At 55.0% G+C, this 25,527-nt stretch carries 23 protein-coding genes; 15 read left to right on the top strand and 8 right to left on the bottom strand.

Annotation, left to right across the window (positions count from 1 at the left end):
• The 14 genes from AC3WQN_RS10200 (at window position 1) to AC3WQN_RS10135 (ending at window position 14,930) form a co-directional block, all read left to right on the top strand.
• Window positions 1-612, top strand: coding sequence for a phage tail protein I (locus AC3WQN_RS10200; RefSeq protein ID WP_095148166.1), 612 nt, complete (start codon window positions 1-3; stop codon window positions 610-612).
• Complete coding sequence (locus tag AC3WQN_RS10195; RefSeq protein WP_103399172.1) at window positions 605-3,175, top strand: phage tail-collar fiber domain-containing protein; 2,571 nt, start codon at window positions 605-607, stop codon at window positions 3,173-3,175. The genes AC3WQN_RS10200 and AC3WQN_RS10195 overlap by 8 nt, the downstream gene beginning before the upstream one ends.
• Window positions 3,175-3,606, top strand: a complete 432-nt coding sequence (locus AC3WQN_RS10190; protein ID WP_103399171.1) for a tail fiber assembly protein — start codon at window positions 3,175-3,177, stop codon at window positions 3,604-3,606. Before AC3WQN_RS10195 ends, AC3WQN_RS10190 begins: the two co-directional genes overlap by 1 nt.
• 102 nt (window positions 3,607-3,708) lie before the next feature.
• Entirely contained in the window at window positions 3,709-4,872 is a 1,164-nt protein-coding gene (locus AC3WQN_RS10185; RefSeq protein ID WP_103399170.1) for a phage tail sheath subtilisin-like domain-containing protein, read from the top strand.
• 12 nt (window positions 4,873-4,884) lie between these two features.
• A complete protein-coding gene (locus tag AC3WQN_RS10180) occupies window positions 4,885-5,388 on the top strand; it encodes a phage major tail tube protein (protein WP_103399169.1) in 504 nt (167 codons plus the stop codon).
• 11 nt (window positions 5,389-5,399) lie between these two features.
• Entirely contained in the window at window positions 5,400-5,708 is a 309-nt protein-coding gene (locus tag AC3WQN_RS10175) for a phage tail assembly protein (protein ID WP_103399168.1), read from the top strand.
• Window positions 5,709-5,851: 143 nt separating this feature from the next.
• Window positions 5,852-8,215 (top strand): phage tail tape measure protein, encoded by a 2,364-nt coding sequence (locus tag AC3WQN_RS10170; RefSeq protein WP_103399167.1) that lies wholly within the window; start codon window positions 5,852-5,854, stop codon window positions 8,213-8,215.
• 9 nt (window positions 8,216-8,224) lie between these two features.
• Window positions 8,225-9,082 (top strand): phage tail protein, encoded by an 858-nt coding sequence (locus tag AC3WQN_RS10165; RefSeq protein ID WP_103399166.1) that lies wholly within the window; start codon window positions 8,225-8,227, stop codon window positions 9,080-9,082.
• Window positions 9,057-9,263, top strand: a complete 207-nt coding sequence (locus tag AC3WQN_RS10160) for a tail protein X (protein ID WP_103399165.1) — start codon at window positions 9,057-9,059, stop codon at window positions 9,261-9,263. Before AC3WQN_RS10165 ends, AC3WQN_RS10160 begins: the two co-directional genes overlap by 26 nt.
• Window positions 9,264-9,320: 57 nt before the next feature.
• A complete protein-coding gene (locus AC3WQN_RS10155; RefSeq protein ID WP_103399164.1) occupies window positions 9,321-10,355 on the top strand; it encodes a phage late control D family protein in 1,035 nt (344 codons plus the stop codon).
• 202 nt (window positions 10,356-10,557) lie between these two features.
• Window positions 10,558-11,352 carry a DNA adenine methylase gene (locus AC3WQN_RS10150; RefSeq protein WP_103399163.1) on the top strand — a complete coding sequence of 265 codons (795 nt, stop codon included), beginning with the start codon at window positions 10,558-10,560 and terminating at the stop codon, window positions 11,350-11,352.
• 188 nt (window positions 11,353-11,540) lie between these two features.
• Window positions 11,541-12,638 (top strand): ABC-three component system protein, encoded by a 1,098-nt coding sequence (locus tag AC3WQN_RS10145; protein WP_103399162.1) that lies wholly within the window; start codon window positions 11,541-11,543, stop codon window positions 12,636-12,638.
• Complete coding sequence (locus tag AC3WQN_RS10140) at window positions 12,631-13,119, top strand: ABC-three component system middle component 2 (protein ID WP_103399161.1); 489 nt, start codon at window positions 12,631-12,633, stop codon at window positions 13,117-13,119. Before AC3WQN_RS10145 ends, AC3WQN_RS10140 begins: the two co-directional genes overlap by 8 nt.
• Entirely contained in the window at window positions 13,116-14,930 is a 1,815-nt protein-coding gene (locus AC3WQN_RS10135; protein WP_103399160.1) for a coiled-coil domain-containing protein, read from the top strand. Before AC3WQN_RS10140 ends, AC3WQN_RS10135 begins: the two co-directional genes overlap by 4 nt.
• A 453-nt stretch (window positions 14,931-15,383) precedes the next feature.
• On the opposite strand, the gene AC3WQN_RS10130 is transcribed toward AC3WQN_RS10135, so the two are convergent.
• Complete coding sequence (locus tag AC3WQN_RS10130; RefSeq protein WP_103399159.1) at window positions 15,384-16,325, bottom strand: RES domain-containing protein; 942 nt, start codon at window positions 16,323-16,325, stop codon at window positions 15,384-15,386.
• Window positions 16,326-17,009: 684 nt separating this feature from the next.
• Here AC3WQN_RS10130 and AC3WQN_RS10125 point away from each other — a divergent pair.
• The gene (locus tag AC3WQN_RS10125; RefSeq protein ID WP_103402325.1) at window positions 17,010-17,813 is read left to right on the top strand and encodes a DUF2971 domain-containing protein; all 804 of its coding nucleotides are present in this window, start codon (window positions 17,010-17,012) and stop codon (window positions 17,811-17,813) included.
• Between the two features lie 342 nt (window positions 17,814-18,155).
• Here AC3WQN_RS10125 and AC3WQN_RS10120 read toward each other — a convergent pair whose 3' ends face one another.
• From AC3WQN_RS10120 to AC3WQN_RS10090, 7 genes are all read right to left on the bottom strand, one after another.
• Window positions 18,156-20,219, bottom strand: coding sequence for a hypothetical protein (locus tag AC3WQN_RS10120; protein ID WP_146038407.1), 2,064 nt, complete (start codon window positions 20,217-20,219; stop codon window positions 18,156-18,158).
• 213 nt (window positions 20,220-20,432) lie between these two features.
• Entirely contained in the window at window positions 20,433-20,642 is a 210-nt protein-coding gene (locus AC3WQN_RS10115; protein ID WP_103402323.1) for a hypothetical protein, read from the bottom strand.
• Between the two features lie 510 nt (window positions 20,643-21,152).
• Complete coding sequence (locus AC3WQN_RS10110; protein ID WP_103402322.1) at window positions 21,153-22,184, bottom strand: tyrosine-type recombinase/integrase; 1,032 nt, start codon at window positions 22,182-22,184, stop codon at window positions 21,153-21,155.
• Window position 22,185: 1 nt separating this feature from the next.
• Window positions 22,186-22,392: a DUF4224 domain-containing protein gene (locus AC3WQN_RS10105; protein ID WP_103402321.1), complete on the bottom strand. Its 207-nt coding sequence runs from the start codon at window positions 22,390-22,392 to the stop codon at window positions 22,186-22,188.
• Between the two features lie 220 nt (window positions 22,393-22,612).
• Complete coding sequence (locus AC3WQN_RS10100) at window positions 22,613-22,948, bottom strand: ASCH domain-containing protein (RefSeq protein WP_492606941.1); 336 nt, start codon at window positions 22,946-22,948, stop codon at window positions 22,613-22,615.
• A gap of 166 nt (window positions 22,949-23,114) precedes the next feature.
• The gene (locus tag AC3WQN_RS10095) at window positions 23,115-23,696 is read right to left on the bottom strand and encodes a phiTE_072 family protein (RefSeq protein WP_103402320.1); all 582 of its coding nucleotides are present in this window, start codon (window positions 23,694-23,696) and stop codon (window positions 23,115-23,117) included.
• Between the two features lie 882 nt (window positions 23,697-24,578).
• The gene (locus AC3WQN_RS10090; protein ID WP_103402318.1) at window positions 24,579-25,385 is read right to left on the bottom strand and encodes a glycosyltransferase family 2 protein; all 807 of its coding nucleotides are present in this window, start codon (window positions 25,383-25,385) and stop codon (window positions 24,579-24,581) included.
• Between the last annotated feature and the right edge of the window lie 142 nt (window positions 25,386-25,527).

Below are 25,527 nucleotides of genomic sequence, written 5' to 3'. Positions count from 1 at the left end.
ATGAGCAGTCTGTTGCCGCTCAACAGCACCCCGCTGGAGCTGGCCCTCGAGGCCGCGAACTACGAAGACACACTGATTCCGCTGCGCAGCTTGTACAACGCCGACACCTGTCCCGAGCACTTGTTGCCGTATTTGGCCTGGGCCTGGTCAGTGGACCGCTGGAACAACTCCTGGTTGCCGGAGGCCAAGCGCTCGGCGATTCGTTCGGCGTACGACGTCCATGCCCGCAAGGGCACCATCGGTTCATTGCGCCGGGTGATCGAGCCCTTGGGTTACCTGATCGACGTCGTGGAGTGGTTCGACACCGTGCCAGAAGGCGTGCCCGGAACCTTCGCCCTGGAGGTCGGGCTGAATGATGCCGGCATTACCGAAGAGCTGTACGAGGAACTGGCCTGGCTGATCGATGACGCCCGCCCGGTCAGCCGGCACATGACCAACCTGGCCATCAGTCTGCAGACCCAGGGCGTGCTCGACATCGCCGTGTGTGTTTACGAAGGCGAAGAGATCGATGTGTACCCACCAGATCCGCAGGACATCGACGTGACCGGCGCCTTGGGCCCGGCGCTGTGCGTTGATGAAACCGATACTTTGGATGTTTACCCCTATGATTGATAAGAACAGTCAGTTTTTTGCCATCCTCACCGCGGTGGGCGAAGCCAAACACGCCAATGCCATCGCCATGGGCCTGGACTGGATGTTTACCGAGATGGGCCTGGGCGATGCCAACGGCACCGACCCGATCCCCGACCGCCTGCAAACCCAGCTGATCAACGAGTGGCGCCGCGCGCCGATCAACCAGATCCGCGTTGATTCAGCCAACCCCAACACCGTCATCACCGAGCAGATCATTCCGCCCGAAGTCGGCGGCGAGTGGATTCGCGAGATCGGCCTGTACGACGTCGACGGCGACCTGGTGGCGGTGGCCAACTGTGCACCGAGCTATAAGCCGCTGTTGGCCCAGGGCACCGGTAAGACCCAAGTGGTACGGATGAACTTCATCGTCAGCAGCTCGGCGAATATCGTGCTGAAGATCGATCCTGCGGTGGTGTTGGCGACGCGTGAATACGTGGACCTCAAGATCCAGGAGGAACTGGCCAAGCTCGATTACAAACAATCGGTACGGGTTTCCGCCACGGCCGCCATCACCCTGAGCAATGTGCAGACCATCGACGGTATGGCCCTGGTTGCCGGTGACCGGGTGCTGGTGACCGCGCAAGCCCAGGCTCAAGACAACGGTATCTACGTGGTCAGCACCGAGGCGTGGACCCGGGCGGCCGATGCCGACAACAGCCTGGAGGTGACCCCCGGGCTGTTCGTCCATGTCGAGCAGGGCACCACCCATGGCGACAGCCTCTGGCAGTTGGTCACCGACATGCCAATCACCCTCGACACCACCGGTCTGCAGTTCGCGATGATCGCGGGGGCTAGCGGGGTCAATGCCGGCACTTATCGCAGCGTCACCGTGGATACCCTCGGCCGGGTGATTGGCGGCAGCAACCCGACCACCCTCGATGGCTATGGCATCACCGATGCCCTGGCGGTCAGTGAGAACCTTGCCGATGTTGAGGATGTGGCTGAAGCGCGCGACAACCTTGGGCTGGGAACCGCCGCGACGGCGGATGTGCAAACCGATCTGGACGACACCACGGCTGGTGCGCTGATGAAGGTGGGCGCCTTCGGCTTGGGTGGGGCGGGTATCAGTCTGGCGGCCGGTACCGACCTCGACACCGTTCGCACGTCCGGGATCTATCGCATTGAAGGCACGCCAACCCATGGCCCGTCAGGGCTCACCAATTCGGTCATGATCGTCGGTGTCGGTCGGGACGTGCTGTTGCAGCTGATCATTCAGTACAGCACCGGCGTAATGTGGACCCGTGGCGCGAATGCTTCCGGTTCTAACTGGTCCGCCTGGAAAACCCAGTGGGACAGTGGCTCACTGGTCAAACAATCAAGCGCATGGGATGCCACGGCGGGCCGCGTGCTGCTCAATGGTGCTTTCGGCGTGGGCGGCGTAGCGCCCAATTTGCCAGGCAATGACTTCAATGCCGCTCAGGTCGGCGGCACCTATACGTTTGTTGCCGACACCCTGAACCGTCCGGACACCCCCGGCGGTGATCATGGTCTGGCGATCCATGTCGAGCGCTCTTTCGGCAACCTGGCCTATCAGGAAGCACGAGTGGCTAACAGCCCGACCTACTACCGGTACCGCACCGAGGACGTCGCTACCGGCACCTGGGGGGAGTGGGAGCACCAGTGGGACTCCAGCAATCTCACGAAACAAACATCGCCAGTCGACGACACGTCGGGCCATGTGTTGCTCACCGGCGCCTATGGCTGGGGGCAAGGCGGCATCAATATCCCCGAAGGGACCAATCTCGATACCATTACGGAGCCGGGTGTTTATCGAGTACAAACATCGCCTGAATATCCGGCAGGCGTTCATTGGTCCCCGATGATAGTGGCGGTCGGACAAGACACCTTATTCCAGTTGTCCATCAACAATCAGACCGGCACCATCTATTCACGGGGCGCCATAATTGGGGGAGCAGGATTTGGGCCGTGGGTGACGAACTGGAATGACAACAACTTTAACCCTGCGGCCTACCAGCCGGCATTGGGTTTCACGCCTGTGCAGCAAGGCGGTGGCGCGGGCCAGGGGGCCAGCAAAATCTACATTGGTTATCGACCCGATACGGGCGATGCTAGTTTACAGATTGATGCGGACAACCACGGGAGGATCTGGACCGAACGCAACTTTAACCCCAACGGCTACCAACCGTTGTTGGGTTATACGCCTGTTCAGCAGGGCACTGGTCCTGGACAACTGACCAACACGGTCAAAATCGGCTGGACCGCTTTTAATGCCTGCAACGTGACGGTTGATGACTACGATTTGGGCGCGATGTGGACCGACAACATCGGCGTGGAGAAAGTACGGGCGGCGGTTGTCAGCTTTATCGCCGGTCATGTCGGGAGCTACGGCATGTTTCGTGTCTACAACAACGTTGGCACCACTCCGGGGGAATTAATTGCCGGCGGCAACCTGATCTTTACCGATGCGGGCGCGCAATCCTCCCACGGCAACCCCGGGGGTACCTGGATGTTGATGGGTGGCCTGCAAAACGCCGATGGCACGGACGACGACTCTGCGGTTATTTGCTTGAGGGTGGCTTGATGAATTACACCGACGTACTGAACCCACAATGGGCCAATGCCGAACACACCGCGATTAACCTGCTGCTGGTTGCCGTGGGACTCGGTGCCATGCCGTTCACCGCGACACCCGATGATTCGACCGACTACGGGCCGGAGATCTTTCAGCGTGCGGTCGCTGGTGACTTTGGCGAGATCGCCGCCTATGAACCGCCCTCGGACGCTGCCTTGTTACCTGCTGCGCGCTCCCAGCAGAAGCGGCTGATGCAGGACGCCGGCCTGGCGGTGGCACCGCTGCAGGACGCGGTCGACCTGGGCGTGGCCACGGACGAACAGGTCGAGCAGTTGAGTACCTGGAAGTATTACCGCATCGAGCTCAGTGAAGTGCCGCAACAAGTTGGTTGGCCGCGAACGATTGAGTGGCCGGTCAAACCGGATCCATTGAGCCCATAACGCCCCGCACTGACGGGGCGTTTTCTTTTTCGTTACGCATCACATCGCACATCCCCACGGCCTCGCATATGCGGGGCCTTGTCGTTTCTGGAGCATCACTCTATGAGTTTCTTTCACGGCGTCACCGTGACCTTGGTGGACACCGGGGCCCGGCACATCGCCACCCCTTCAGCGTCGATCATCGGCCTGTGCAACACCTTCACCGTGGCGCCACCCGCGACCGCCAAGGCCAACGAGCTGCTGCTGATCACTCGCGAAAGCGAAGCGGTGGCGGCCTGGGGACCGGACGCGGCGATCACCCAGGACTGCAAGGCGATTTTTGCCCGGGCCAAGGCGGTGATTGTCGCCGTCGGCGTACCGCTGCTTGAGGATCCGGCCGAACAACTGTCGGCGATCATCGGCGGGGTCTGGGCCGACGGCACCCGTACCGGCATGCAGGCGTTGCTCGACGGTAAAAGCAAGTTCAACGCCCAGCCCCGCTTGCTGATCGCCCCGCAGTACACCGCAACGCTGGCGGTGGCCACCGAGTTGGTGGCACTGGGCGACAAGTTGCGAGCGATGGCCATCATCGACGGGCCGAACACCACCGACGAAGCCGCCATCGAATACGCCGGCAACTTCGGCAGCAAACACGCGTACATGGTCGACCCGGGCGTGCAGTTTTGGGACACCAAGACCAGTGCCACGATCAACGCGCCGGCTTCGGCCTGGACCGCCGGCCTGTTTGCCTGGACCGATGCTACCTACGGCTTCTGGGCGTCGCCGTCGAACAAGGAATTTGTCGGCATCACCGGCACCACCCGACCGGTGGAATTTCTCGACGGTGATCCGTCCTGCCGGGCCAACCTGCTGAACAACGCCAACATCACCACCATCATCCGTGACGACGGCTATCGCTTGTGGGGCAACCGCACGCTGTCCAGCGACCCCAAATGGAAGTTCGTCACCCGGGTGCGCACCCTGGATATCGTGATGGACGCCATCCTCTACGCGCACAAGTGGGCGGTCGACCGCTCGATCACCGCCACCTACGTCAAGGACGTGACCGAAGGCCTACAAGCGTTCATGCGCGACCTGAAGAACCAGGGGGCGATCATCAACTTCGAGGTGTATGCCGACGAAGAGCTGAACACCTCCAGCGAACTCAGCGAGGGCAAGGTGTACTGGAACATCCGTTTCACCGACGTACCACCGGCTGAAAACCCGAACTTTCGCGTGGAGGTGACCGATCAGTGGATCACTGAAGTGCTCGATACCGCTGCCTAAGGAGGCTGACCAATGATTCCTGAAGTGCTCTACAACACCAACCTGTTCGTCGACGGTATCAGCCTGCAGGGCGATGTACCGAGTCTGACCCTGCCCAAGTTGACCCTCAAGACCGACGAGTACCGCGCCGGCGGCATGGATGCAGCGGTGGAGATCGACATGGGTACCGAGAAGCTCGAGGCCAGCTTCACCACCAACGGCGTGCGCCGTGAGGTGCTGAAGTTCTTTGGCCAGGCCGACCTGACCGCGTTCAACGCCTCGTTCCGCGGCGCGTTCAAGGGCCAGAAAGGCGCGGTGAAGTCGGTGGTTGCCACCCTGCGTGGCAGCCTCAAGGAAGTCGATCCCGGGGAGTGGAAATCCGGCGAAAAAGGCGAGTTCAAGTACGCCATCGCCGTCACCTACTACAAGCTGGAAATCGACGGCAGCGTGATGTTTGAAATCGATCCCCTCAACTCGATCCGCGTCATTGATGGCACTGATCACCTGGCTGCTGTGCGGTCTGCCCTGGGCATGTAAGGAGCAACACCATGAGCAACACAACTCAAGACCTGCTGCCGAAGTGGCTGCAACTGGGCAGTGGCATTGCCACTGTGATCCTGTCCCGGCCGAGCCAGGCCAACGGCATTCAGGTCGACAAACTGACCCTGCGTGAACCGACGGTGCGTGAGATGCGCGCCGCCACCTTGCAGGGCGGTACCAACGAAGAAGAGCAGGAGATGGTCTTGTTCTGCAGCTTGGCGAGCATTGGCCGTGGTGATCTGGAGGGGCTGTTGATGCGCGATTACCGTCGTCTGCAGACCGCCTATTTTCGTCTGGGAGCAGACGACGGGGTTTAACCCCAGGCTGCAGAAGACCCTGGCCAAGCGCTTGGCCGTCGAGCTGAACTTCTCGGCGGCGGAGATCCAGGGGCTGCCGTTTTCCGAGATGGTCTGGTGGCTCACGGATTGAGCCGATCCCCGTCGCACACAGGTAACCCCCCATGGCGAACAAACTCTCACTCGGGCTGGTGATTGGCGGCGCCGTCGATTCGTCGCTCGGCGCCGCCTTCAAGAACGTCAGCGGCGAAATGAAAAAGCTCGAGGCGCAAACCACCCGCGCCAAGGGTTTGCAGAAAGTCATCGGCGAGACCATGCGTCTGCGCGATGAATGGAAAAAAGCCCACGACAGCGGGGCGGCGAATGCTGACGCCTTGCTGCGCAAGCTGGAAGCCAATAACAGTAGCCTGCGCAAGCAGGGCATTGAGGTAGGCCGCCTGCGTCAGGAGTACCTGGCGCTGGGCAAGGTGGTGCGCAGTGCCGAGTTCAAGGCCAAGGGCATGGGCCAGGTGCAGGAGGGGCGGGAGAGCTTGCGCAGCGGCATCGGCACCGCAGTGGCCGGTACCACCCTGGCCGCGGTGCCAACCAAGATCAGTGCGGACTTTCAGGCGATTATTCGCGACATTGCGATCAAGGCCAATATTGCCAACACCTCGAAGGAAGTTGCCCTGGTACAAACCGTGGTCAACACCTCCAAAGACACTGGCATGGCCCGCAACGAAGTGGCCGATCTGGTGAACCAACTGGTGGCCGGTGGCATGAAGGTGGACGAGGCGCAGGCGTACTTGCTGAACGCGGCGAAATTCGCGCTTGGACAAGGCGCGAGTGGCGTGGATACGGCGAAAATGATCGGCGCTCTACGGCAGAACGCCCAAATCACCGAGCCCGGTGAGATCTTGAAAGCGCTGGAGGCGATCGCCTTTCAGGGCCAGCAAGGCAGCTTCGAAGCCACCGACATGGCCAAGTGGTTTCCGGAGATGCTGGCCGGCATGGCCAACATGGGCGTCACCGGTCAGGACGCGGTGACACAGCTCGGCGCGATGCTGCAGGTGCAGATGAAGTCAGCGGGCAGTGCCGATGAGGCAGCCAATAACCTGAAGAACCTGATGTCCAAGGTCGGCTCAGGTGAGACGGTCAAAGCCTTTGATGACGCCGGGGTGAGGTACAAAGAGTCGATGGAAAAAGCCATCGCCAAGGGCCGGTCCCCTCTGGAAGCGCTGATTGATGTGACGCAGGCATACGTCCAGAACACCCAGCCCAAGAAAGTCGCGGCATTCAATGAGCAGGTCGCCCAGATCGAGCAGGAAAAAGACCCGGTCAAGCGCGATGGCATGATCAAAGCCTTTGAACAGATGCTGCGTACCGGCGACATCATCGGCGACATGCAGGCCCGGACCGCCCTGATCGCGGCCATGAAGAACAAAGACCTCTACAAGAATCTGAAAAGCCTCAAGAGTGACGACGGTGCTTCTGCCACTGGGGTGCTTGACAAGAACCTCGCCGAGCGTCGTGAAACGTCGTCGCAACGCTGGGCTGAAACCGGTCAGGCATTCAACGATTCGCTGCGTGCCATTGGTGATGCCCTGCGTCCGGCGACGGATGCGCTGGCTATCGGTATCGGTGACGCGGTCCGTGGCTTGACCGCGTTGTCGGAGGAGTCGCCCAAAGTGGTGATGGGCCTGGCCGCGGTAACCTCCGGGGCATTGATACTGGCCAAGGCGTGGGCCGCGCTGAAGATCGGCCGAGGGCTGGTGAACATCGCGCGCGGTTCGCTCGACGGCAAGCCCGACATCGTGCAGCGAGTGTTCGTGACCAACGCGGATGACGTCGGGGGTGACGGGCTGGATCCCAGCAACGACGGGAAGGGCGGAAAGGGCAAAGGCCCGGCAGCTAGGGCGTCCATGGGCACCCGGTTCATGAAGGGCCCCGGGCCGTTGATGGTGCTTGCTGCCGTGGCTCAGGCGCTAGACACGGCCCTGAATGCGACCACTCGCGATGAAAAAGCCGAGGGCTACGGTGAGGCGGCCGGCGGGCTCGCTGGTGGCCTAGCGGGCGCGGCTACCGGCGCGGCCATCGGTTCGGTCATACCGTTGGTGGGTACCGCAATTGGTGGGGTTATCGGCGGTCTGCTCGGTGCGTGGGGCGGCAGTGACTTGGGCGCGACCGTGGGCAAGGCGCTGTTTGGCGGGCCGGATACGTCTGCCGCTTTGTCAAAAGCACCACTCGGCATGTTCCCCATGCCCGCCGGTCAAGGGGTTGGCGACGTCGTGCGCTCGATGACCAGTACCCCGGCGACACCGGTTACGGCGGCTGCGCTGATGCCGGCCGCCACGGCAAAGCAGCCCGAATGGCCAAAGGTCGACCAGCAGTTCACCTTCGCCCCGGCGCCAAGCATTACCGTGCAAGGCGATGTGAAAGACCCGGCGCAGTTGGTCCAGGAGCTGATGCCGCACCTGCGCCGCCAGTTTGAAGACTTCGCCCGGGAAGCTCGGGCCCGCCAGTTGTTTGATGCGCCACACGTTGGCTGAGGAAGTGATATGGCGGATGAAAAATCCTACCTGGAACACCTACAGGGCGGGCTGAAGTACATGGTCGACGCCGGCGAGGCCGGACGCACCGACCTGGAGTCGATGACCGGACCAATGAATGGCGCGCTCAATGAAATCGGCGGTGCGGCGGATGCCATCGAAGGCTTGCCCTTTATCAGCGAAGACCTGAGCGACAAGACCCGACGCCTGCAGAGTGCGATCAACTCGGCACAGGCCAAGATCGGCAAGGTGGCCAGCCTCTACAACCAGACGCAGCGGGCGCTGGCGCAGTTTGATGAGCACTTTTCCGCGCTGACCGAGCAGATTGACCGGTTTGGCGCGGCGTTCAACAAGGTCGCCGGCAAGGCCAATGCTGCGTTGGGCAACATCTTCCCCACGGAGTGGTTTGCCGGCGACATGACGCCGATCCCAGAGGCGGTGAAACCGTTTCCGCACCTGCTGATCATCTACCCGCTCAAGCCCAACGAGCGGCCGTATTACTTCAACCTGGACACCGCGGCGTTTGATGAATTGCGCCGGCAGACATCGTTTCGGTGGGCCGCGCAGGAGCGCCTGACCCGGCGTCCGGCGCAACAGGCGGTGGGCCTGGGCGAGGAGAAGATCACCCTCAAGGGCGCGATCTACCCGAGCTTCAAAGGCGGGCTGAAGCAGCTGGATACCCTGCGCAGCATCGGCGCCAAGTTGCTGCCGCTGAACCTGACCACCGGGTATGGCGAGGTGCTGGGTAACTGGTGTTTGACCAACATCGAAGAAGAGCAAAGCGCTTTGCTCCCCGGGGCGATCCCGCGCAAGCAGGGCTTTTCATTGGAGTTTGTGCGTTATGGCGATGACCTGCAGAACGGCTGAGGGGGATCTGCTCGACACCCTGTGTCACCACTATTACGGCCACCTGAACCGCAGCGTCGAGGCGGTGCTGGCCGCCAACCAAGGCTTGGCTGATGAGCCACAACCGTTCCGGGCCGGCGTGTTGATCACGTTGCCGGATCTGCTGGTCGAGACCGACAGCGTGATTTCACTGTGGGATTGATTCTTAGCCCTTACCCAGCCCGCCGAGTGCGGGCTTTTTCTTGCCTGGGATGTCGTTATGCAACCGCTCTTTCGTATCGTCGCCGATGGCGCCGACATCAGCGCCCTGATCAATGATCGGCTGGTCTCGCTGCAGCTTGCCGACCGGCCCGGGATGGCCTCGGACTCGTTTGAACTGCGGATCGACGACCGCGACGGGGCGGTGGCGCTGCCCGCGCGGGGCGCGAGTATCGAGATCTACCTGGGCTATGCCGGTGCCGACTTGACCCGCATGGGCCGCTACACCGTGGATGAGGTGGCGGTATCTGGCCCGCCGGACACGCTGGTGATCAGCGGCAAGGCCAGTGATATGCGTGGCAGTGGCAAGAGTACCCGCAGCGGCAGCTGGGAAGACGTCAGCCTGGCGCAGATTGTCGGCGATGTGGCGGCGCGCAATGGCTGGCAGCCGTCGTGTCCGGTCGACACCCGCGTACCACGGATGGACCAGCTGAATGAATCGGACTTCAACTTCATCACCCGCTTGGCCAAGAAACACGACTGCACCGCCAAGGTCGCCGACGGCAAGCTGTTGGTCCTGCCGCGGCAGGGCGGGCAGAGCGCCAGCGGTAAGGCCTTGGCTGTCATCACCCTGCAACGCGGCGACGTCACCCGCTGGCAGTTTCGTTTGAGTGACCGGAGTACCCACAAGGGGGTCAGCACCCAGTACCAGGATCCAGCCAGCGGGGAACTGCTGGTCTCGCACCTGGACAACCCCAATGTGCCGGAAGGCATGCCGCCGGTGCACACCGACCGCCATCTGTACCCAGACAGGACGGCCGCCGATGAGGCAGCCAAGGCGCGTCTGGCGGCGTTCAACCGTTCCACCGCCTCGGTGCGCCTCGACCTGCCCGGGCGTACCGATCTGTTTGCCGAAATCATGATCCAAGCGCAGGGCTTCAAGCGCGGGCTCGATGGCGAGTACCTGGTGGAGTCGGTGGATCACACCTTCACCCAGTCGGGTTGGACAGTGTCAGTTGAGTGCAACGGCGGCAAGGAGGGCAAGGCCAAGGCGTCAGGAAAACCGCAGAAAGTCGTGCTCGAAGTGGCAGATTGATTACCCAGAAGGGGGAGCAGTCCAAGGTCAAAGAGGTTTCATCCCCGAAGTAAAAGGAGCGGCCAGGCTGGATGCGTCAACATCCCGCCTGGCCGCCGTCCCCGCAGATTGTCCCTGCAAGTCCAGCCAAGGCTCCTGCTCTGTGCACAAAGCGGAGCGAGCCTAACACCTGTTTATTTATACAGTAAAGGTCTTGCTATCCATGTCTACACCCATCATTCCTTGGATGGGCGGCAAACGCCGCCTGGCCGATCGCCTCATTCCGCTGTTTCCCCCTCACGAATGCTACGTCGAAGTCTTTGCTGGCGGTGCTGCGCTGTACTTCATGCGGCCCCAGGCTGCGCCCGTGGAAGTGCTCAACGACATCAACGGCGACCTGGTGACGCTGTACCGCGTGGTACAGAACCACCTGGAAGAGTTCGTGCGTCAGTTCAAATGGGCGCTCAGCTCACGCCAGGTGTTCGAGTGGCAGAAGATGACCCGCGTCGAAACCCTCACTGACATCCAGCGCGCCGCCCGATTTTTCTACCTGCAGCACCATGCTTTCGCCGGCAAGGTCTCCGGGCAGAGCTTCGGTACCGCTACCACTACTCCATCGATCAATCTGCTGCGCATCGAGGAGAACCTCTCGGCCGCCTGGCAGCGCCTGTCCGGCACCTACGTCGAGAATCTGCCCTGGCTGGACTGCGCCGAACGCTACGACCGAGCCCACACCTTTCACTACATGGATCCGCCTTACTGGCAGACCGCCGGCTATGGGGTGGATTTTCCGTTTGAGAACTATGAGCGCATGGCCGACTTCATGCGCCGCTGCAAGGGCAGGGTGATGGTCAGCATCAACGACCACCCGGACATCCGCCGGGTGTTCGAAGGCTTTCATTTTGAGACACTGGATATCCGCTACACCACGGCCAACCAGCGGCAGGGCAAGGCCGAGGTCAGTGGCGAGTTGGTAATTATGAATTGGGAGCCAGCGGCACTAGGAGGGTTGTTTTGATATGAGTGCTTTCGACCCATAGCTGACATTCGAGATATTAGGCTTTGTACGCGTGGCAATGGACGAAGCAGTGGCATTCTGCTAGCGTCGGTCCACCCCCGGCACGGAGGTTTTGGGATCCGGGGAGTGAAAATATCGGCACCTCAGATACTATGAGGGCCACTGCTCCAACATGGCAGGCGAGCATTGTGATTTCGGACATCGATCTACAAGAAATTACCCCGAGGGAACGGACATTTTCCGCATCCGCGACGCATGTAATAAGTGGTATTTTGGTACCTAAGCCTCTTCGCGTTCGAAGCTTCAGCCCAGAAGAGTGGGAGGAGTTCGTGGAGGAATGGGGGAGTAGCCTGAAGACTGAATACCCAAAAGTCCGACGCTTCGGTGGCTCGGGTGACTTGGGTGTGGACATCGCAGGCTTCTGCTCTACTGACGGGTTCAAAGGCATCTGGGATAATTATCAGTGCAAGCGATATGGTCACCCGCTCCGTCCTAGTGATATCTGGGTCGAGATTGGGAAGATTATTTACTATTCATTCAAGAGATATTATATCCCTCCACGTAAGCATTATTTTGCTGGATCTCAAGACATCGGAACCACTTTAGAGCAGCTTCTGAATAACCCTGAGGAACTGCAATTTAAGGCGGAGGAGAATTGGGACCAATATTGTAAGAATGGGATCACATCGACGATAGAGATTCCCTTATCAGGCGAGCTTCTCGATTACTTTCAGTCATTCGATTTTTCCATATTTTCGTCAAAATCTGTTGTCGAACTAATAGATGGTCATAGCCGTACCCAGTTCCATGCTGTGAGGTTTGGTGGTGGACTCCCATTCAGGCCTGACTCATTGATACCTCCGGTAGTGCCGACTGGCAGTGAAAGTCGCTACATTCAGCAAATGTTTGATGCTTATGGGCACTATTTGAGTAAGCCTATATCCAATGAGACTGACCTTGAGTCCCATGGCACACTAAAGAGAGATTATCTCCGTCAGAGAGAGCGGTTTTATCATGCCGAGTCTCTTAGGAACTTTGCTAGGGATACGGTACCTGAAGGTACCTTCGCGGCCCTGCAAGATGAAGTATTTTATGGGGTTGTGGATGTTTGTGAGGATGACTATGCAGACGGATTTGCACGAATGAAGGCCACTATTACCCATTCATCAACCATTGCTGCTTCAGCTAATCCCCTTGCCTCAGCATTTAAAACCCAGGATCGTCAGGGTATATGCCATCAGTTGGCAAATGATGATCGGTTAACGTGGGTGCCTGAAAATGAATGAGCCAACAGTGAAAAGTCCTTTCAATGGCCCTCTGGAGACTGGGGTACGGTCTCTAGCTATCCTAACTGCTGCCTTTCCGATGGCAATGGACCTACAGCGTTTAGTAGAGATGGACTATTTGGTAGTTCACTCTGAAGATGCGAGGGGGCCTAGTAGCCTACATGCACCATTGCCTTTACGAGCAGGTGAACTCCTCGTGCGCAGAGGATTGATAGAGTCAGGGCTGAAGCTGATGGTTAGACGGGGGCTGTTAAGTCGGATCGCGTCATATGAAGGGTTCAGCTACATCGCTACCGATGCTGCTCAGCCTTTAATATCCTCACTCACATCGACTTATTCGCTTAAGTTGTTAGACAGAGCCAAGTGGGCGTATGAGACGTATGGAAATACACCTACGGAAGAAGTTCGAAAAGTTACTCATAGAATCTTTAGGTGGGCCAGTGAGTTTCAGGCTTATAAACAGAAGGGCTCTGAATCATGAGTGAGTTCAGTTTCCAGTTACGATGTGTTCAATTCTCTGGCCCTACTGATGAACGACACGTAGATTTCTTGGACGGTGTTAACGTGATTTGTGGTTCGTCAGATACTGGTAAATCCTATCTGGCTGAGACAATCGATTACATGCTAGGTGGCTCTGAACTTAGAAAAATTGATGAGTTGCAAGGATATGACCGAGTTACCTTGTCGTTAGAGTCAGGCTCTGGCGAAAAGTGGAATTTGGAGCGGGCGCTAAGTGGTGGAGGCTTCAAGCTGATCGAGAGCGGTAAAGATGAATCGAAGGTACTAAAGGGTAGTCACTCTCACGGTGTTACAGATAATCTTTCAGGCTTTTTGCTCGACAAGCTTGGGCTGCTCGGCAAGAAGGTCCTGAAAAGCAGCGCAAAATCCACTTTGCAGAGCCTGGGATTCCGAAACATAGCAAGGCTAGTCATCGTCCAAGAAGAAGAGATTGCTACTAAAGGATCACCGTTTTGGAGTGGCCAATTCACTACGAAAACTTCTGAGTTGGCTACCGTTAAATTGCTTGTGACGGGGATGGATGATTCGGCAATCAATACCCCAGTAGTGAAAATGGTAGATAATTCAGGCAAGATTTCTTTGCTTGATGACTTGATTTCCGAGTTGGTTGCTGACATCGGTGATAGTAAGCGCGAAGAGCTTGAGGCTCAGCTTGAGAAGATCGGTGTTACGTTAGAGCGACATCGGAAATCAATTACCCTTAATGAGGGATTAATTTCCGAACTTTTGGAACGGCGTCAAAGCAACGTATTTCAGAGGCAGTTGGTTTCTGAGCGAATTGACGAAATCGCTGACCTTTTCACAAGGTTTGACCTCCTGCGTGATCATTATGATGTCGACCTTGCGCGCTTAGAGGCCATTGAAGAAAGCGGCTCCATGCTCGTCTATATAAATGAAGTAGACTGCCCTATGTGTGGTGCTGCACCTTGTAATCAGCATCTTGAAGATGACGATGAAGAGGATATACGCTCGGCTGTGCTGGCAGCCTCCGCCGAAATCGCAAAAATAGAAAAGCTCAGGAGCGAGCTAGTTCGAACTATTGATGAGCTTCAGCTTGAAAGTGAGAAACTTTCAAGTGACAACTTAGGTCGGCAGAACGAGTACGCTGAAATTGAGGCTTCTTTAAAGGAAGCGCTTTCCCCGCGTAAAGATGAAGAAAAAATTGATTTTGAAACTTTGGTTGAGTTACGGCAAGATGTGTCAAAGAAAATTAATGGTTTTGAACGTGTCGAGCAATTGACTCAGCGTAAACTCTCACTTGAAAAAGAAGGGGCTTCGGCTGGTGGCAAGACAACGGCTTTAGTCAGTATACCCGACACTATTGGCAACTCTTTATCAGACAAAATCTCCTCAATTCTGAATGAATGGAATTTTCCTGGAGAGTGTAAAGTTGTGTTTGACAAGGGCTCCAGCGATTTTATTATCGATGGTAAACCTAGGGGCAGTCGAGGCAAAGGCTTGCGGTCCATCACACATGCCGCGGTTAGTCTAGGATTGCTTGAATATGCGCAAGAGAACTCCTTGCCCCACCCTGGTTTCCTAGTACTCGACTCGCCGCTTCTTGCCTACTTCGCGCCGGAGGGTGATGATGATTTGCTTCTGAGAGGAAGTGATCTAAAAGAAAAATTCTATGAGTACCTGATCCGTCATCATAGTCGCGGAAGCCAGATCGTGATAATTGAGAATCAACACCCGCCTCTGGAAGCTTTGCGAGATGTGCATCTAACAGTGTTTACTAATAATCCGCACGAGGGCAGGGCGGGGCTTTTGTAGGCTCATCAATCAAGATGCACACCTCATGCGAAGTCGATGTCACGTCTGAAAGTGCGGATATCGCAAGTGGTGCTGAAATTTTGAGGGGGTTAGTCGCTCAGGCCAACCCTTAGAAGGAAACCAAAGCTGAAGTTGATGGTGGCGGGAATGGGGCTGCCGCGAAGTAAAGACAGCCAAGGATCAGTAACTAAGGTCGATTCGCTCACCTTACGCCTTAGATTTCGGGCTCTGCACTGGATTGGAGCCGAGGGTTTTCCATAGTTCCCATTATCCGCAGTCCTTGCGGATGTCGCCAGAGGCAGAATGTGGGTCAGTGGAAATCAGCAATCTGACTCAAATTCGCATCAGAGACGACAACCCTGCCAACTCTGGCTTTCAGGTAACGACTGCGGTGAGTTGAACGATCAATTTTGCGCAGTCGGCACTTGTTTATAGGATGTGCAGAACACAGGACTAGGGAATTAATCTGGTCGTCGTGTTTATGGTAGTCCTCTGCTCTAAGGTAGAACGGTCATTCGACGCGTAAATCCTTCGATGCTTTTTTATGAACTCTGCGAAACGTGCACCTGCTGCTTCAACTTCTGCGTGATATTTATAGGTTCCATCTTCTTGCAGTAGAAAATAACCTACAGGCATCTTTAACCCACTCTCTTTACCGTTGAACGCAAAAATCTCGAGCAACTCAAGCTTGTGTTGGGATTCGGGGCGGAAGCATACGTTCTCACCGCCTTGATAAACCGTAGATGGGTATGCCCAACCGTCAGGGCTAATATTTAAGATTGAGTTGGTAAACTCGCTGCTGAAAAGGTAAGCGCCTTCCCCGGCAGCCAGCAGGTTCTGGTTAATAAACTTCCGAATGATGGAGAGTTTTTTCCTAGTGTCCGACGGGAGGTTGGTATAGAACTTATTGCCCACCGTTGCAACAGTGAGTGTTTCTTTGGATTGATAGGCCATCAGGAGTACATTGGACTGTGGCTCGACTCTAACCTCTGCAAATGTTGTAGGTATTTGGCCCTCTGAGGTATAGAGCAACCCTTGAGACGGCCGGTTGACACGACCGTGGTATTTAACGCGATCGTTGGGGGCCGCCCAGAACTCTGACTCTGGAAGGTCTTTGAATTCAGAATCCAAAATTCGCGCACGGTAGAAAATGCCGCCAGGAAAGTATTCCTTCTCCTGGGCAGCGATGGTGCCCGCTCTCGCAGACCCTGTTGAAATCATGATGACGTCTTTAATTCGAGCGTAGATGTCTTGGGAGTTTAAATTTTTATAATTATCGTTAAATTTCTCGATTCTTTTTTTGAGTTCTTTGCTGCTGATATTGCGCAGCAAAAACACTATGTGGGCTAGGTCTTCATTTGACGCGCGTTCGCTATCCATTTCTAACATCGACATTTAAAGCCTCTAGATCTCTCGTGATCTGTATTGTAGTTTCCCCAGAAGTTTTGTTAATCAAAGTAACTAGCTTTATACCTGCTGGGGGCAAGATGGGAAGGGGCAAACCTAACATTTTAATATAACCTTCGGCTAGGAAAATTGCCTCTTGATTCAAGGCATTAACGGCTGGCTGCTTGTGGCCCAGAGTGTGTAAAAACGCATGCGCCGTTTTGAAGTCTGCGTTGCTACGTAAAATCTGCAGGTGCTTGTGTAATCAGCAGACCAGAAATTTGCGTAGGAGCGCGATTTTTGCTCCAACCCCGACGGTCAAACGTGTTCTAAAACGTTTTTACACAGCCTCGGCCGTTTGCTGCCCGTCGTGAGGGGCAGCAAACGACCAATCGCTACCGGTTGCGAAAGGCAGAAACCGGCCAGAACGTGCCGCTTCCCTATCTCCCATTGACTCATCAAGGACACCCATCACCTTTCCGGACGCCTCAGGTTGCGAATGAGCGAAAATATCACCTTAGATCCGGACGAACCGAGAGGAAACAGCCCTAATTCATCAGCCTGAAAGCGGAAGATCTGATGTTCTTAGCCCCACTGACAGAAGTTCTCCAGGAATTGGACACGCGGAACGATTTTCCTGAGACTCTTCGCGCCGATTCTTAGCCACCCTCTACCTAATTTTTAAGGACAGTCATGTCTCTCTTTCACTATACGGATGCTAACGCATTGTTATCCATCATCAGAGACCAGCAGCTCTGGCTGACGGATATTCGATTTTTAAATGATTCAGAAGAAGCAGCGGACGGCGCGAAACATATAGAGGCAGCGATTCGTGAGTTAGCGGATACGGATGATGAAGCCCACAAAAACGCCAAACGAAAATTAGCAGATTTTTCTCTATCCAGTGTACTGTCAGACTTTGACGATATGCAAATGTTCGTCACATCTTTTAGTCGCGCTCGCGATAGTTTAAGTCAATGGCGCTCATACGGGCTGTATGCTATTGAGTTCGAGGAAAAACACTTTGAAGAAAGTCCACATTTTCACGACTGCGTATACGACATAAGAACCAAGGAGAAACTAGCGAACGAACTAATCGTAATGGCACTACATAATCTAAAAGAAGTATCCCGATCTGGAAGCAATGCTCTCGTAATTGAAGAGCAAAGAGTTATCTGGGAGTTGGGAGACTCTGTATGCCTTTTCAAACACGAGAGCTTTAAAGAAGAGAGTGAGGCACGACTGATAACCCAATCAACCCTTGATAACAAAGAAATCCACTATCGCACGAAAAATGATTTGATCATACCTTTTCAGAAATTTTCATTTCCAATTGAAACCATCAAAGCTATACACGTTGGCCCGATGAAACATCAAAAGTTGGCAATTAGCTCTCTGAAGTCCTTGCTTAACAATTCAGTTGTCAAATCCGACGACTGCAGACCATTTCCATATATAGACATTATTTCTTCTAAAATCCCATATAGGATGCTGTAACCCTGGACAATCGCCCCCTGCCTGCCATTAAGCGGCCGCTTTTGGCGGATTGCTACCTGTCGCGAATGGCTGCAACCGACCGAGGCTGTGTAAAAACGTTTCAGAACACGTTTGACAGTCGGGGCTGGAACAAAGATCGCGCTCCTACGCAAATTTCTGGTCTGCTTATTACACAAGCACCAGCAGATTTTACGTAGCAACGCAGACTTCAAAACGGCGCATGCGTTTTTACACACTCTGGACCCAAAGCGGACATTCCCCCAATGTCGACCTTCGGCCATTAGCGGACGAAATAGTTGAGCGCCGGTCTACTAGTTACGAACGTGGACCGGCGCCTCATTCTTAAATATCTAGGTTCGACAAGTAGTCTTTCGTTTTTTGGGAGTATTCTTTGGCTTGGGCGTCTTGGAATGATATTCCAACTTTTGCACCAAGCTTGTTAGCGTCCAAGCAATACATTGGCCCTTCTGCCCAAATGATCCCGTCATCGATCAGCTTTTGAAGTAATGCTTCCCCAATCTTACCCTTGAGCATCCTGAAGTGGTCTATCTTGTCACGGAAGCGGGCGAGCTGGCCTTTGCTGTGAGAACGAAATGCCATAACCAATCGCCGGAGGGTACGTAATCCCTCTGAGACATGAGATGCTTCTCCCTGCCCATCTGTGACATTGAAAGAGGTCCATGGGTACGCTTCAGAGCCGGGCCAAGAGACTCTAAAAATTGCTGTAGGTCTTACTATCGGCGCTGAAACACTATTCCCAGCGAGTAGCTCCTGCGCCTCCAAAAGCACCACCTCCTCAGTACTTTTTGGATCCGTTTTCACAACGACTTGATCGCAGGCGAGAAAAAGTTGTTGGCATTGCACGATAGTTGGAGAAATAAGCTCCAGCTGACCTCCCAAGCCTAACTGAACGCTAGTGTGCTCACAGTCTATTGACACGCCAGAAACTTTCCGCCCTAAAGTGATCAACCCCTCCGCAGGCGAATTCAGCGCGTAGGAGTTCGAGCGTCCACTATCTCTTTCAACTATTATTTCGCTAACTAGTGTGTCATCTGCATTTTCACTTATATACAGTCGTACCTTATCTCCAGTGGTGGCTTTCGAAACTACAGAATCAAACAGAAAACCTAAATGCTCCGCTGGTGCGTTGCTCTGTCCATCATCAAAAGCCAGGTAGAAATCAAATAGGAACGGATTTGCGGTGTGCTTTGCAGAAGAGATATATTTTTCCGCGCTTTCTCTTACATTTTTAAGCTCGTTCTTAAGAGCTGCAGCAATGATTGCAGCTTCAAAAACGGAGCTGGAAGCGCCTTTGCCATCTCCGTTTAAAAAAGGATGCTGGGGAAGTAGATTCTTAACTGCATGCTCGTAAACCGCCACATGTTTTTGCGCCACAACATCGGGAACAGGTGGTGCTGGCAAATTAAGCATCTTACAAGCCAACCGATGTAGCTGTTCTTCTGGAGTATAAAGATCTTCAGGGAAGTCCGGGTGGGCATTTTTAAGCTGAATGGTTAGCTTACCCGCCTCTCGGATCAAAATCTCACTAGCAAGACTAGTGAGCACTTCGCCCTCAAGCACTCTCCGCATGTCTTCATTGATTCGAGCAGGATTTTGTTCGGCCGCGATCACCTTTGCCACTGCGTCCAACACTGGAGCATAGCCGACAAAACGATCTGCATCAGCCTGAGACAGCCTGCTTATCCCAGATATTACCTCTGTAACTGCCTCATCATAAACTTTAGCATGACTGATCAGCGAGGAAGATAAATGCGGATACTCTATTAGTCCATTTTGAGTGATGTTAGAAAGAGCAGCGAGCCTTGCAATTACGAACTTTTTTGCTTGCTCTGTATCAAAAAACTCAATATCAAAAATAGGAGCCGCGACTCCCGAATTTTCATTTATTAGTAACCAGGCTTCTTCGATTATCCCAACTCGACCAAGCAAAACAATCGGCGCACTACCTTTTGTTGCAACCCTTGCTACATCCGCAAGAAAATCTTCGAATCCAGATTGGGTTACTCGCAATCTGGCTTCATCGAGAGCATCTATTACAATGGTTGTAGTACCAGCTGACCACGCGGCGAGAAGGTCTGTATATACTAGTCCGCCTATTAGGTAGTTTCCTGCAACTGTGGACGCCTCTGCCAAGTCAAGATAGACAGCACCAGTTAAAGCGCATATTTCCTTTGCGAGTGTTGATTTACCTACTGCACCTGGTGCAGCAATCAGCCAAACGCTCTGGTTTAAATCTGAAAAACCGTCGCGCGGAACAACATTTGCGGGAACGAATGACTTCATTGGCGTCAGATCACCATACCAACCGGGGAGATCCAGTAGGTTTTCCCGTTTTATTACGCCGGCTAAATGAGTTGACCAAAATTCACTGAACGAATATTCCATTTCCTTCCCCACGTATTGATGTCAAATTGACAGTCGGCTGCAGCTTGCAGAGAACATTATCAGTTTTACGAACTTATGCCAGCAATATGCCATCTCCTACCTCGAAGGTCGTGTACGGCCTCAAACGCACTCTATTTTGGCCGATAGACGCCTTGGCCTGAGCGACTGCTATTGGCCGAAAACAGTCACTCGGTCAGCGAGCGGTGGGTGTTATCACTCTGGCGTCATGAGAACCGCAAGCGTCATCTTGATGAACTCTTCATTCCGGTCAATCGTGACCAGGGCGCCGCGAACGTTTTCGGCAACCTCGGCCGATCCGCGCTGCTCCACCCAGAGCGTGAGCTCCATGATGGCTGCCTCGAGGGCTAGCTGGTTTTCGTTGATCTTGAAAAGCAAGGAAGGGAGCAGGTCCGAGTTTGGCATCGTGAGTCCTCCGTGGAATTATCAGCTTAGCAGTGGGATTTCTTGATTGGAGAGAGGGGGGAGGATGTTGCGTCGGCAGGACGCCAAGAAGGGTGGAGTACTGTAGGAATATACAACGCTAAGCTATTGATTTTATAGGGTGATGCCACCATTTTTCATCTTGCTGTTAATTAATATTTTTTCTTTTTTATCAATTGCTTGCGCTTGTTTATGGGGCACCTTGACATGATGGGGACCTAATGCGGCGGATTGGTCGAGTGTGTTACCAGGTCGCCTTCAATGGGGTTAGAATCTGCCAAGACAACGACCTCAAGCGCCCCAGCATTCACAAAATAGTACAGTGACTAGTACATCTAATCCGAAGCAGTTAGGTTTCATTCAGTTAAGACGGTGATTTTAGGCCTTAATTAGATTCCGGCTTCGGGCACCATATAAATCAAGGGTTTGCGAGCGAAAGCTAAGCAAGCCCTTGTTCGTTTCTGGTCCGCAATTATTGGATTGGTCCGCAATTCACTTGGTTGGCGAGACTTTTTTCCCCTTCCGGTTGCGGATGTACTGCTCGGTCATTACGACGGTCGTATGCCCAAGTTGATCCCGGGCCTGCAAAATGTCGCCGCTTGATTCGGCCTTGTCCGTGCCGGCTTTAGCGCGCAGGTCGCGCATCTGGAACTCGGACTTTGCTACCCCGGCCGCTTCCCTGGCCAAATCAAATCTTCCCCGCAACATCGCCACCGACATTGGTGTGCCATCCTCTGTAACGATCAACCGCGTCGAGCGGACTTTGTGTTCTGACTTTCGGGACATGATTCGATCAATCGAAACCTTCAGCTCCCCAGTGATTTCGATTCGGCGCTTGGCGTTTGTCTTGCCCTGCGGCACCCATATCTGACCCTCGCGGACGTCCCGCTCATCCATCAATCGAGTGTCGGTCACCCGTTGGCCAGTCAAATAGGCAAGGTCCATCGCATCCCGTAGGCCGGCGTCCGCCTTCTCGTACACGCGCTTGAACAGTGAATCCTCGATGTAAATGTCCCGCCCCGTCTCCTTGTTGCCCTTGATTCCTGCGCAAGGGTTGGCGAGTGCTGTGTAGCCGATATCCCGGGCGAAGTTCCAGATTGCACTGAGCAGAGCCTTCTCCCAATTGGCGCGCACCGGCGCGGCCTTGGGCCAGGTAAGGTACTGGCGGACGTGCAGGGGCTGGATTGTTTCGAGCGGGGCCGGCGGGTCGTCGAAGAATGACATCAGGTTTTTCAACTCCCTGACGTTGTCCTTTTGCGTTGCTGGTTTCTTTGATGGCACCACGTCGACTAGGTACTTCTCGGCTACGTAACGGAAGGTGATCACCTTGGCCACCAGGTCGGTGGCGGTGCGATCACGCTCGAGTTTCGCGTACTCCATGATCGCCAGACCGTAATCGCTGCCGAGCGGAATTTCTTTGCGGTCCTTGCCGCCGGTGTCGTAGTAGTAGAAAACCCGGCCGCTGGCTTTCTTGCGCTCTCTCAGCCGGGCAATAGATCCGGGTTTGCTTGGTCGTCGTCCCATGTCAGCTAGCCTTGCGTGGTTTCCATGCGGGTTTCTCTGGCTCAAACATGCCGACCGCAGTCACAGCCATTGCTGTAACGCTTGGCCAACCATTCACCTTGATGGTGTGTCTGACGCCGTTCTTCTTCAGGTTGAGGATCTGACCTGCCTTGGTCCGCGCGCCGGTGAGCTCGCAAACCTCCTCGTGAGATAGAAACTGGATGCTCATGAGCGTCTCCATGCCGCGCGTGGCGACAGAAGGTGGGTTAGGGGAATCTGATGAAGGGAGTGAGGCAGATCCTGCGGGTGAGCTACTGTTGATGCGTTCGCCTCACCAGCGGCTGACCACTCAGCCCCCTTCCTGAGGTGGCTGGCGGGGCGAACCCGTCAAGATCAACGCCTTGGCCCCGTGTAGATGAGCCAGGCCATGTAGGCGAGGGCGGGGAGGGTCATGGGGTCACCAGGTCGTCAGGTACTTCGAAGAAGTTCAGCCGCCCCTTCATTGGCACGAACAGCAGGGGCTTCGGGTCAACCAGCAGGAACGCTTTTTCTCCCATGTGCCAGGGCGACGTGCTCGTATCGCGGCTATCGGCAAGAACCACGGAGCCGATGATGCCGCCGTGCAGCAAGTCGTCGCGATCTGGCAACGTCAGGCCTCGTTCAGAGCAGTACAGCAGCGCCTGCGTGAACTCATTACTGGTCATACCTTTGGCTGCATGCACCAGGAACCGGCCACGATACTTGGTGTGCCAACTGCGGTTCTCGACGTCCTTGCCGCCGTGGATGATCAGCCAGGCTCAGGGCTGGCGGATTTAAAGTGCTTTCATGCCGCTATAGCGGCTGACTTTTAAGGGGGAGAGAGTTATTGCAGGGTGGAGTACAAATGTGCTCCTGTCGGGGAATCTGCTGCTGTTCCTGGCTTAGCGCTGCCTGGATAGCCTCAACGATCCGTCACAGGTATGTGAAATCGTGGTTTTCTTCGACAGCCTTACCTTCGAGCGAGTAATGCCATTCCTCGCCGAACAGTTCGGTCAGCAGCTTGCTGTGATGCCAACATTCGTTTGGCGTCTCTATGTCGCTCAGAACGCCGATGTCGTGCCAAAGCTCGCGGGCCTCACCTTTGCTCAGTTCGCCCAGTTCCCAGTCGTGGCGCCCGGTCTGTTGCCGGCGGCGCTGGACGATACACTTTTTGGCAACGGTTTGGAGGGCGTCACCGCTGAATCTCGTGCTGCTGATCCCGCGATCCAGGCAGTTCAATACGTAGTCCCAGCCGCAGTTGGTGACGAACTCCGCGACGGTGCGCGGCCCCATACCGCCCCAGTAAGCGTTCCAGCTCTTGTCCCAGCAGTTGATGGTGATCTTGCCCTGTGCCGTCTGGTAGTGCGGATCGCCTTCAATGGGGCAGTCGCGGCGACCGAAGTCCTCGAGGAACACAGTGATCGGGTCAAGCCGCGGGGCTCCGGTGATCACCAGCTTTGTCACTGTCGAGCGCTCAACCTTCAGCGGCTCGGCCGGCTTGTTTTCTGTGGGCATGGGCCGTCCTATGCCGGGGCATGCCCGGGCGGTGAAGGGGTGGGAATCGTCTATAGTTAGGGGTCCAGCCAATGGAGGTAGATATGGAATGCCTAATTTGCGATGAGCCTGCTTCGGACGTCAATGTTGGTGATGATTACCAGGAAAGAGCATGCGCGAAGTGCGGACACTATCGAATTACCCATACAGCGCTTGTTTGGATGGAAGCCCATGGCTGGCGATTCGACGTGAAGCTGACTCGGACCTGGCTCGCACATCAACAGGGCTCGGGGCTGATCCCAACTATTGATTCGCAGCAGGCTAGCGTTCTGATCCAGGTTTAAGCTGCCGCCATGCCTCTATCATCTTCCTTTCTCGCCGGCTGGCGTGATTCGTAAATTGGGATGATGATTTGCACTTGGCGCAAACCTGACGGTGGCTGCGATGAGTGCGAAAACCGATGTGGAAGCGATTCGGCAACTACGCCTTTATTATGAATAAGAACGTCCGACCATTTCTGGACATTCTGCAGGATGTATCGCGCAAGCAGCTTTGAGCTCGAGAAGTCGAGTACACGCCCGACGCTACCCGTTGGAGCGTTACCTGTAAGTCACAGGCCTATGCCTATCAGCGTGAGTACCGTATGGGCGTTGGAGCCTGTTCTACCAGCGAGACGGAGCCGTTTGTTTTCCACCATCCTGATGGTTTCGGTAACCTGATTTATAAGAGTCCAGAGCTCACCATGAATGACAACCGGGATGGCGGCGTATGGTTCGATCTAGGTACGCTTTGACAGCTGGGTAATACTGCAAGTGATATGGCTCTGTAACCGTCGACCCAATCAAAAAAAACCACTGAACCGGCGACGGTTAGTGGTTTTTTGTGGGCTGGGTGCAGGTTGGTTCAGGATCTGGAAGTGTTCATGGCATTGAAGCGCTTGAGAATATTTTCGTACATTTTGGTGCGCCGGTGATGCTGGCCATAACCACCGGCGGCGGCGACGGTTCCTGCCTGGATGTGATCCAGGTACTTGAAGATTTTTCTAGGCGAAAGAAACACAACTTTATAGCCAAGATCGATCATCCGATCCTGCAGCGCATAGCCGGGCACTCGATCATCGATCTGGAAATGCAGGCCTTGCTGCTTCACGAGCCTGCTGTTCCACAGCGTGCAAAAGCTCTTCAAGTGGGTTTCTTTGTAAGGTTTCGGGTCTTTGGATCGCAGCCCCAGCGATAATTTCAGGTGTCTGAAATGGTGCTTCAGCAGACGCGAAGTGAAGCGCCAAAGCGTCCTTGGTATCCCTCGATTGAGTTGCTCGGTACAACCGACTGCTACGACTTTCGGATCGTTGGTGCAGTGGTCCATCATCATCGTAAACACGTGCGCATCGAAGACGAACGTATCGGTGTGCATCAGGAACAAATAATCGGTATCTACTTTTGCCAACGCCATGTCCAGGGCATTGCCATGGGCAATGTGGCCCGGCTCTTTAGTGGGTAGCTTTCGTTCGATCAGGTTGATCCAGTTGAGTGAGCGCAAATATTCAACACTGTCGTCCGCAGAACCGTTATCGACCACCCACACCGGGATCCCGGCTTTTTGTCCATGCTCATACAAAAGGTCCAGGCATATCCTGGTCAAATCAAGGGTTTTGTAATTAACCAGAACGATGCTGAAGCGTGGTTTGGGAGTTGTATCGACGGTGCCCATTTTCGAAATGCTCGACTATCCAAGAACGTCGAAGTGTAAAGAGGCAACCTTAGCCCAAGCTTAATTGTAGTGGTCAACTAATCCCGGACACGACTTTAAATTTTTCCTCGGCCCGCGCTGGAGCCAACCCATCGTTGAATTG

The organism is Pseudomonas sp. FW300-N1A1 (assembly GCF_058789115.1).
The sequence above is the reverse complement of the archived record's forward strand: the minus strand, read 5'-3'. Positions and strand labels throughout refer to the sequence as shown.

Bases quoted from the DNA above. Each gene is read 5' to 3' on its own strand.
- AC3WQN_RS10105 (WP_103402321.1), bottom strand. From the start codon at position 22,392: ATGAGCATCCAGTTTCTATCTCACGAGGAGGTTTGCGAGCTCACCGGC.
- AC3WQN_RS10195 (WP_103399172.1), top strand. From the start codon at position 605: ATGATTGATAAGAACAGTCAGTTTTTTGCCATCCTCACCGCGGTGGGC.
- AC3WQN_RS10125 (WP_103402325.1), top strand. From the start codon at position 17,010: ATGTCTCTCTTTCACTATACGGATGCTAACGCATTGTTATCCATCATC.
- AC3WQN_RS10190 (WP_103399171.1), top strand. From the start codon at position 3,175: ATGAATTACACCGACGTACTGAACCCACAATGGGCCAATGCCGAACAC.
- AC3WQN_RS10090 (WP_103402318.1), bottom strand. From the start codon at position 25,385: ATGGGCACCGTCGATACAACTCCCAAACCACGCTTCAGCATCGTTCTG.
- AC3WQN_RS10140 (WP_103399161.1), top strand. From the start codon at position 12,631: ATGAATGAGCCAACAGTGAAAAGTCCTTTCAATGGCCCTCTGGAGACT.
- AC3WQN_RS10180 (WP_103399169.1), top strand. From the start codon at position 4,885: ATGATTCCTGAAGTGCTCTACAACACCAACCTGTTCGTCGACGGTATC.
- AC3WQN_RS10165 (WP_103399166.1), top strand. From the start codon at position 8,225: ATGGCGGATGAAAAATCCTACCTGGAACACCTACAGGGCGGGCTGAAG.
- AC3WQN_RS10120 (WP_146038407.1), bottom strand. From the start codon at position 20,219: ATGGAATATTCGTTCAGTGAATTTTGGTCAACTCATTTAGCCGGCGTA.
- AC3WQN_RS10160 (WP_103399165.1), top strand. From the start codon at position 9,057: ATGGCGATGACCTGCAGAACGGCTGAGGGGGATCTGCTCGACACCCTG.
- AC3WQN_RS10150 (WP_103399163.1), top strand. From the start codon at position 10,558: ATGTCTACACCCATCATTCCTTGGATGGGCGGCAAACGCCGCCTGGCC.
- AC3WQN_RS10185 (WP_103399170.1), top strand. From the start codon at position 3,709: ATGAGTTTCTTTCACGGCGTCACCGTGACCTTGGTGGACACCGGGGCC.
- AC3WQN_RS10200 (WP_095148166.1), top strand. From the start codon at position 1: ATGAGCAGTCTGTTGCCGCTCAACAGCACCCCGCTGGAGCTGGCCCTC.
- AC3WQN_RS10130 (WP_103399159.1), bottom strand. From the start codon at position 16,325: ATGTCGATGTTAGAAATGGATAGCGAACGCGCGTCAAATGAAGACCTA.
- AC3WQN_RS10135 (WP_103399160.1), top strand. From the start codon at position 13,116: ATGAGTGAGTTCAGTTTCCAGTTACGATGTGTTCAATTCTCTGGCCCT.
- AC3WQN_RS10115 (WP_103402323.1), bottom strand. From the start codon at position 20,642: ATGCCAAACTCGGACCTGCTCCCTTCCTTGCTTTTCAAGATCAACGAA.
- AC3WQN_RS10095 (WP_103402320.1), bottom strand. From the start codon at position 23,696: ATGCCCACAGAAAACAAGCCGGCCGAGCCGCTGAAGGTTGAGCGCTCG.
- AC3WQN_RS10155 (WP_103399164.1), top strand. From the start codon at position 9,321: ATGCAACCGCTCTTTCGTATCGTCGCCGATGGCGCCGACATCAGCGCC.
- AC3WQN_RS10175 (WP_103399168.1), top strand. From the start codon at position 5,400: ATGAGCAACACAACTCAAGACCTGCTGCCGAAGTGGCTGCAACTGGGC.
- AC3WQN_RS10110 (WP_103402322.1), bottom strand. From the start codon at position 22,184: ATGGGACGACGACCAAGCAAACCCGGATCTATTGCCCGGCTGAGAGAG.
- AC3WQN_RS10170 (WP_103399167.1), top strand. From the start codon at position 5,852: ATGGCGAACAAACTCTCACTCGGGCTGGTGATTGGCGGCGCCGTCGAT.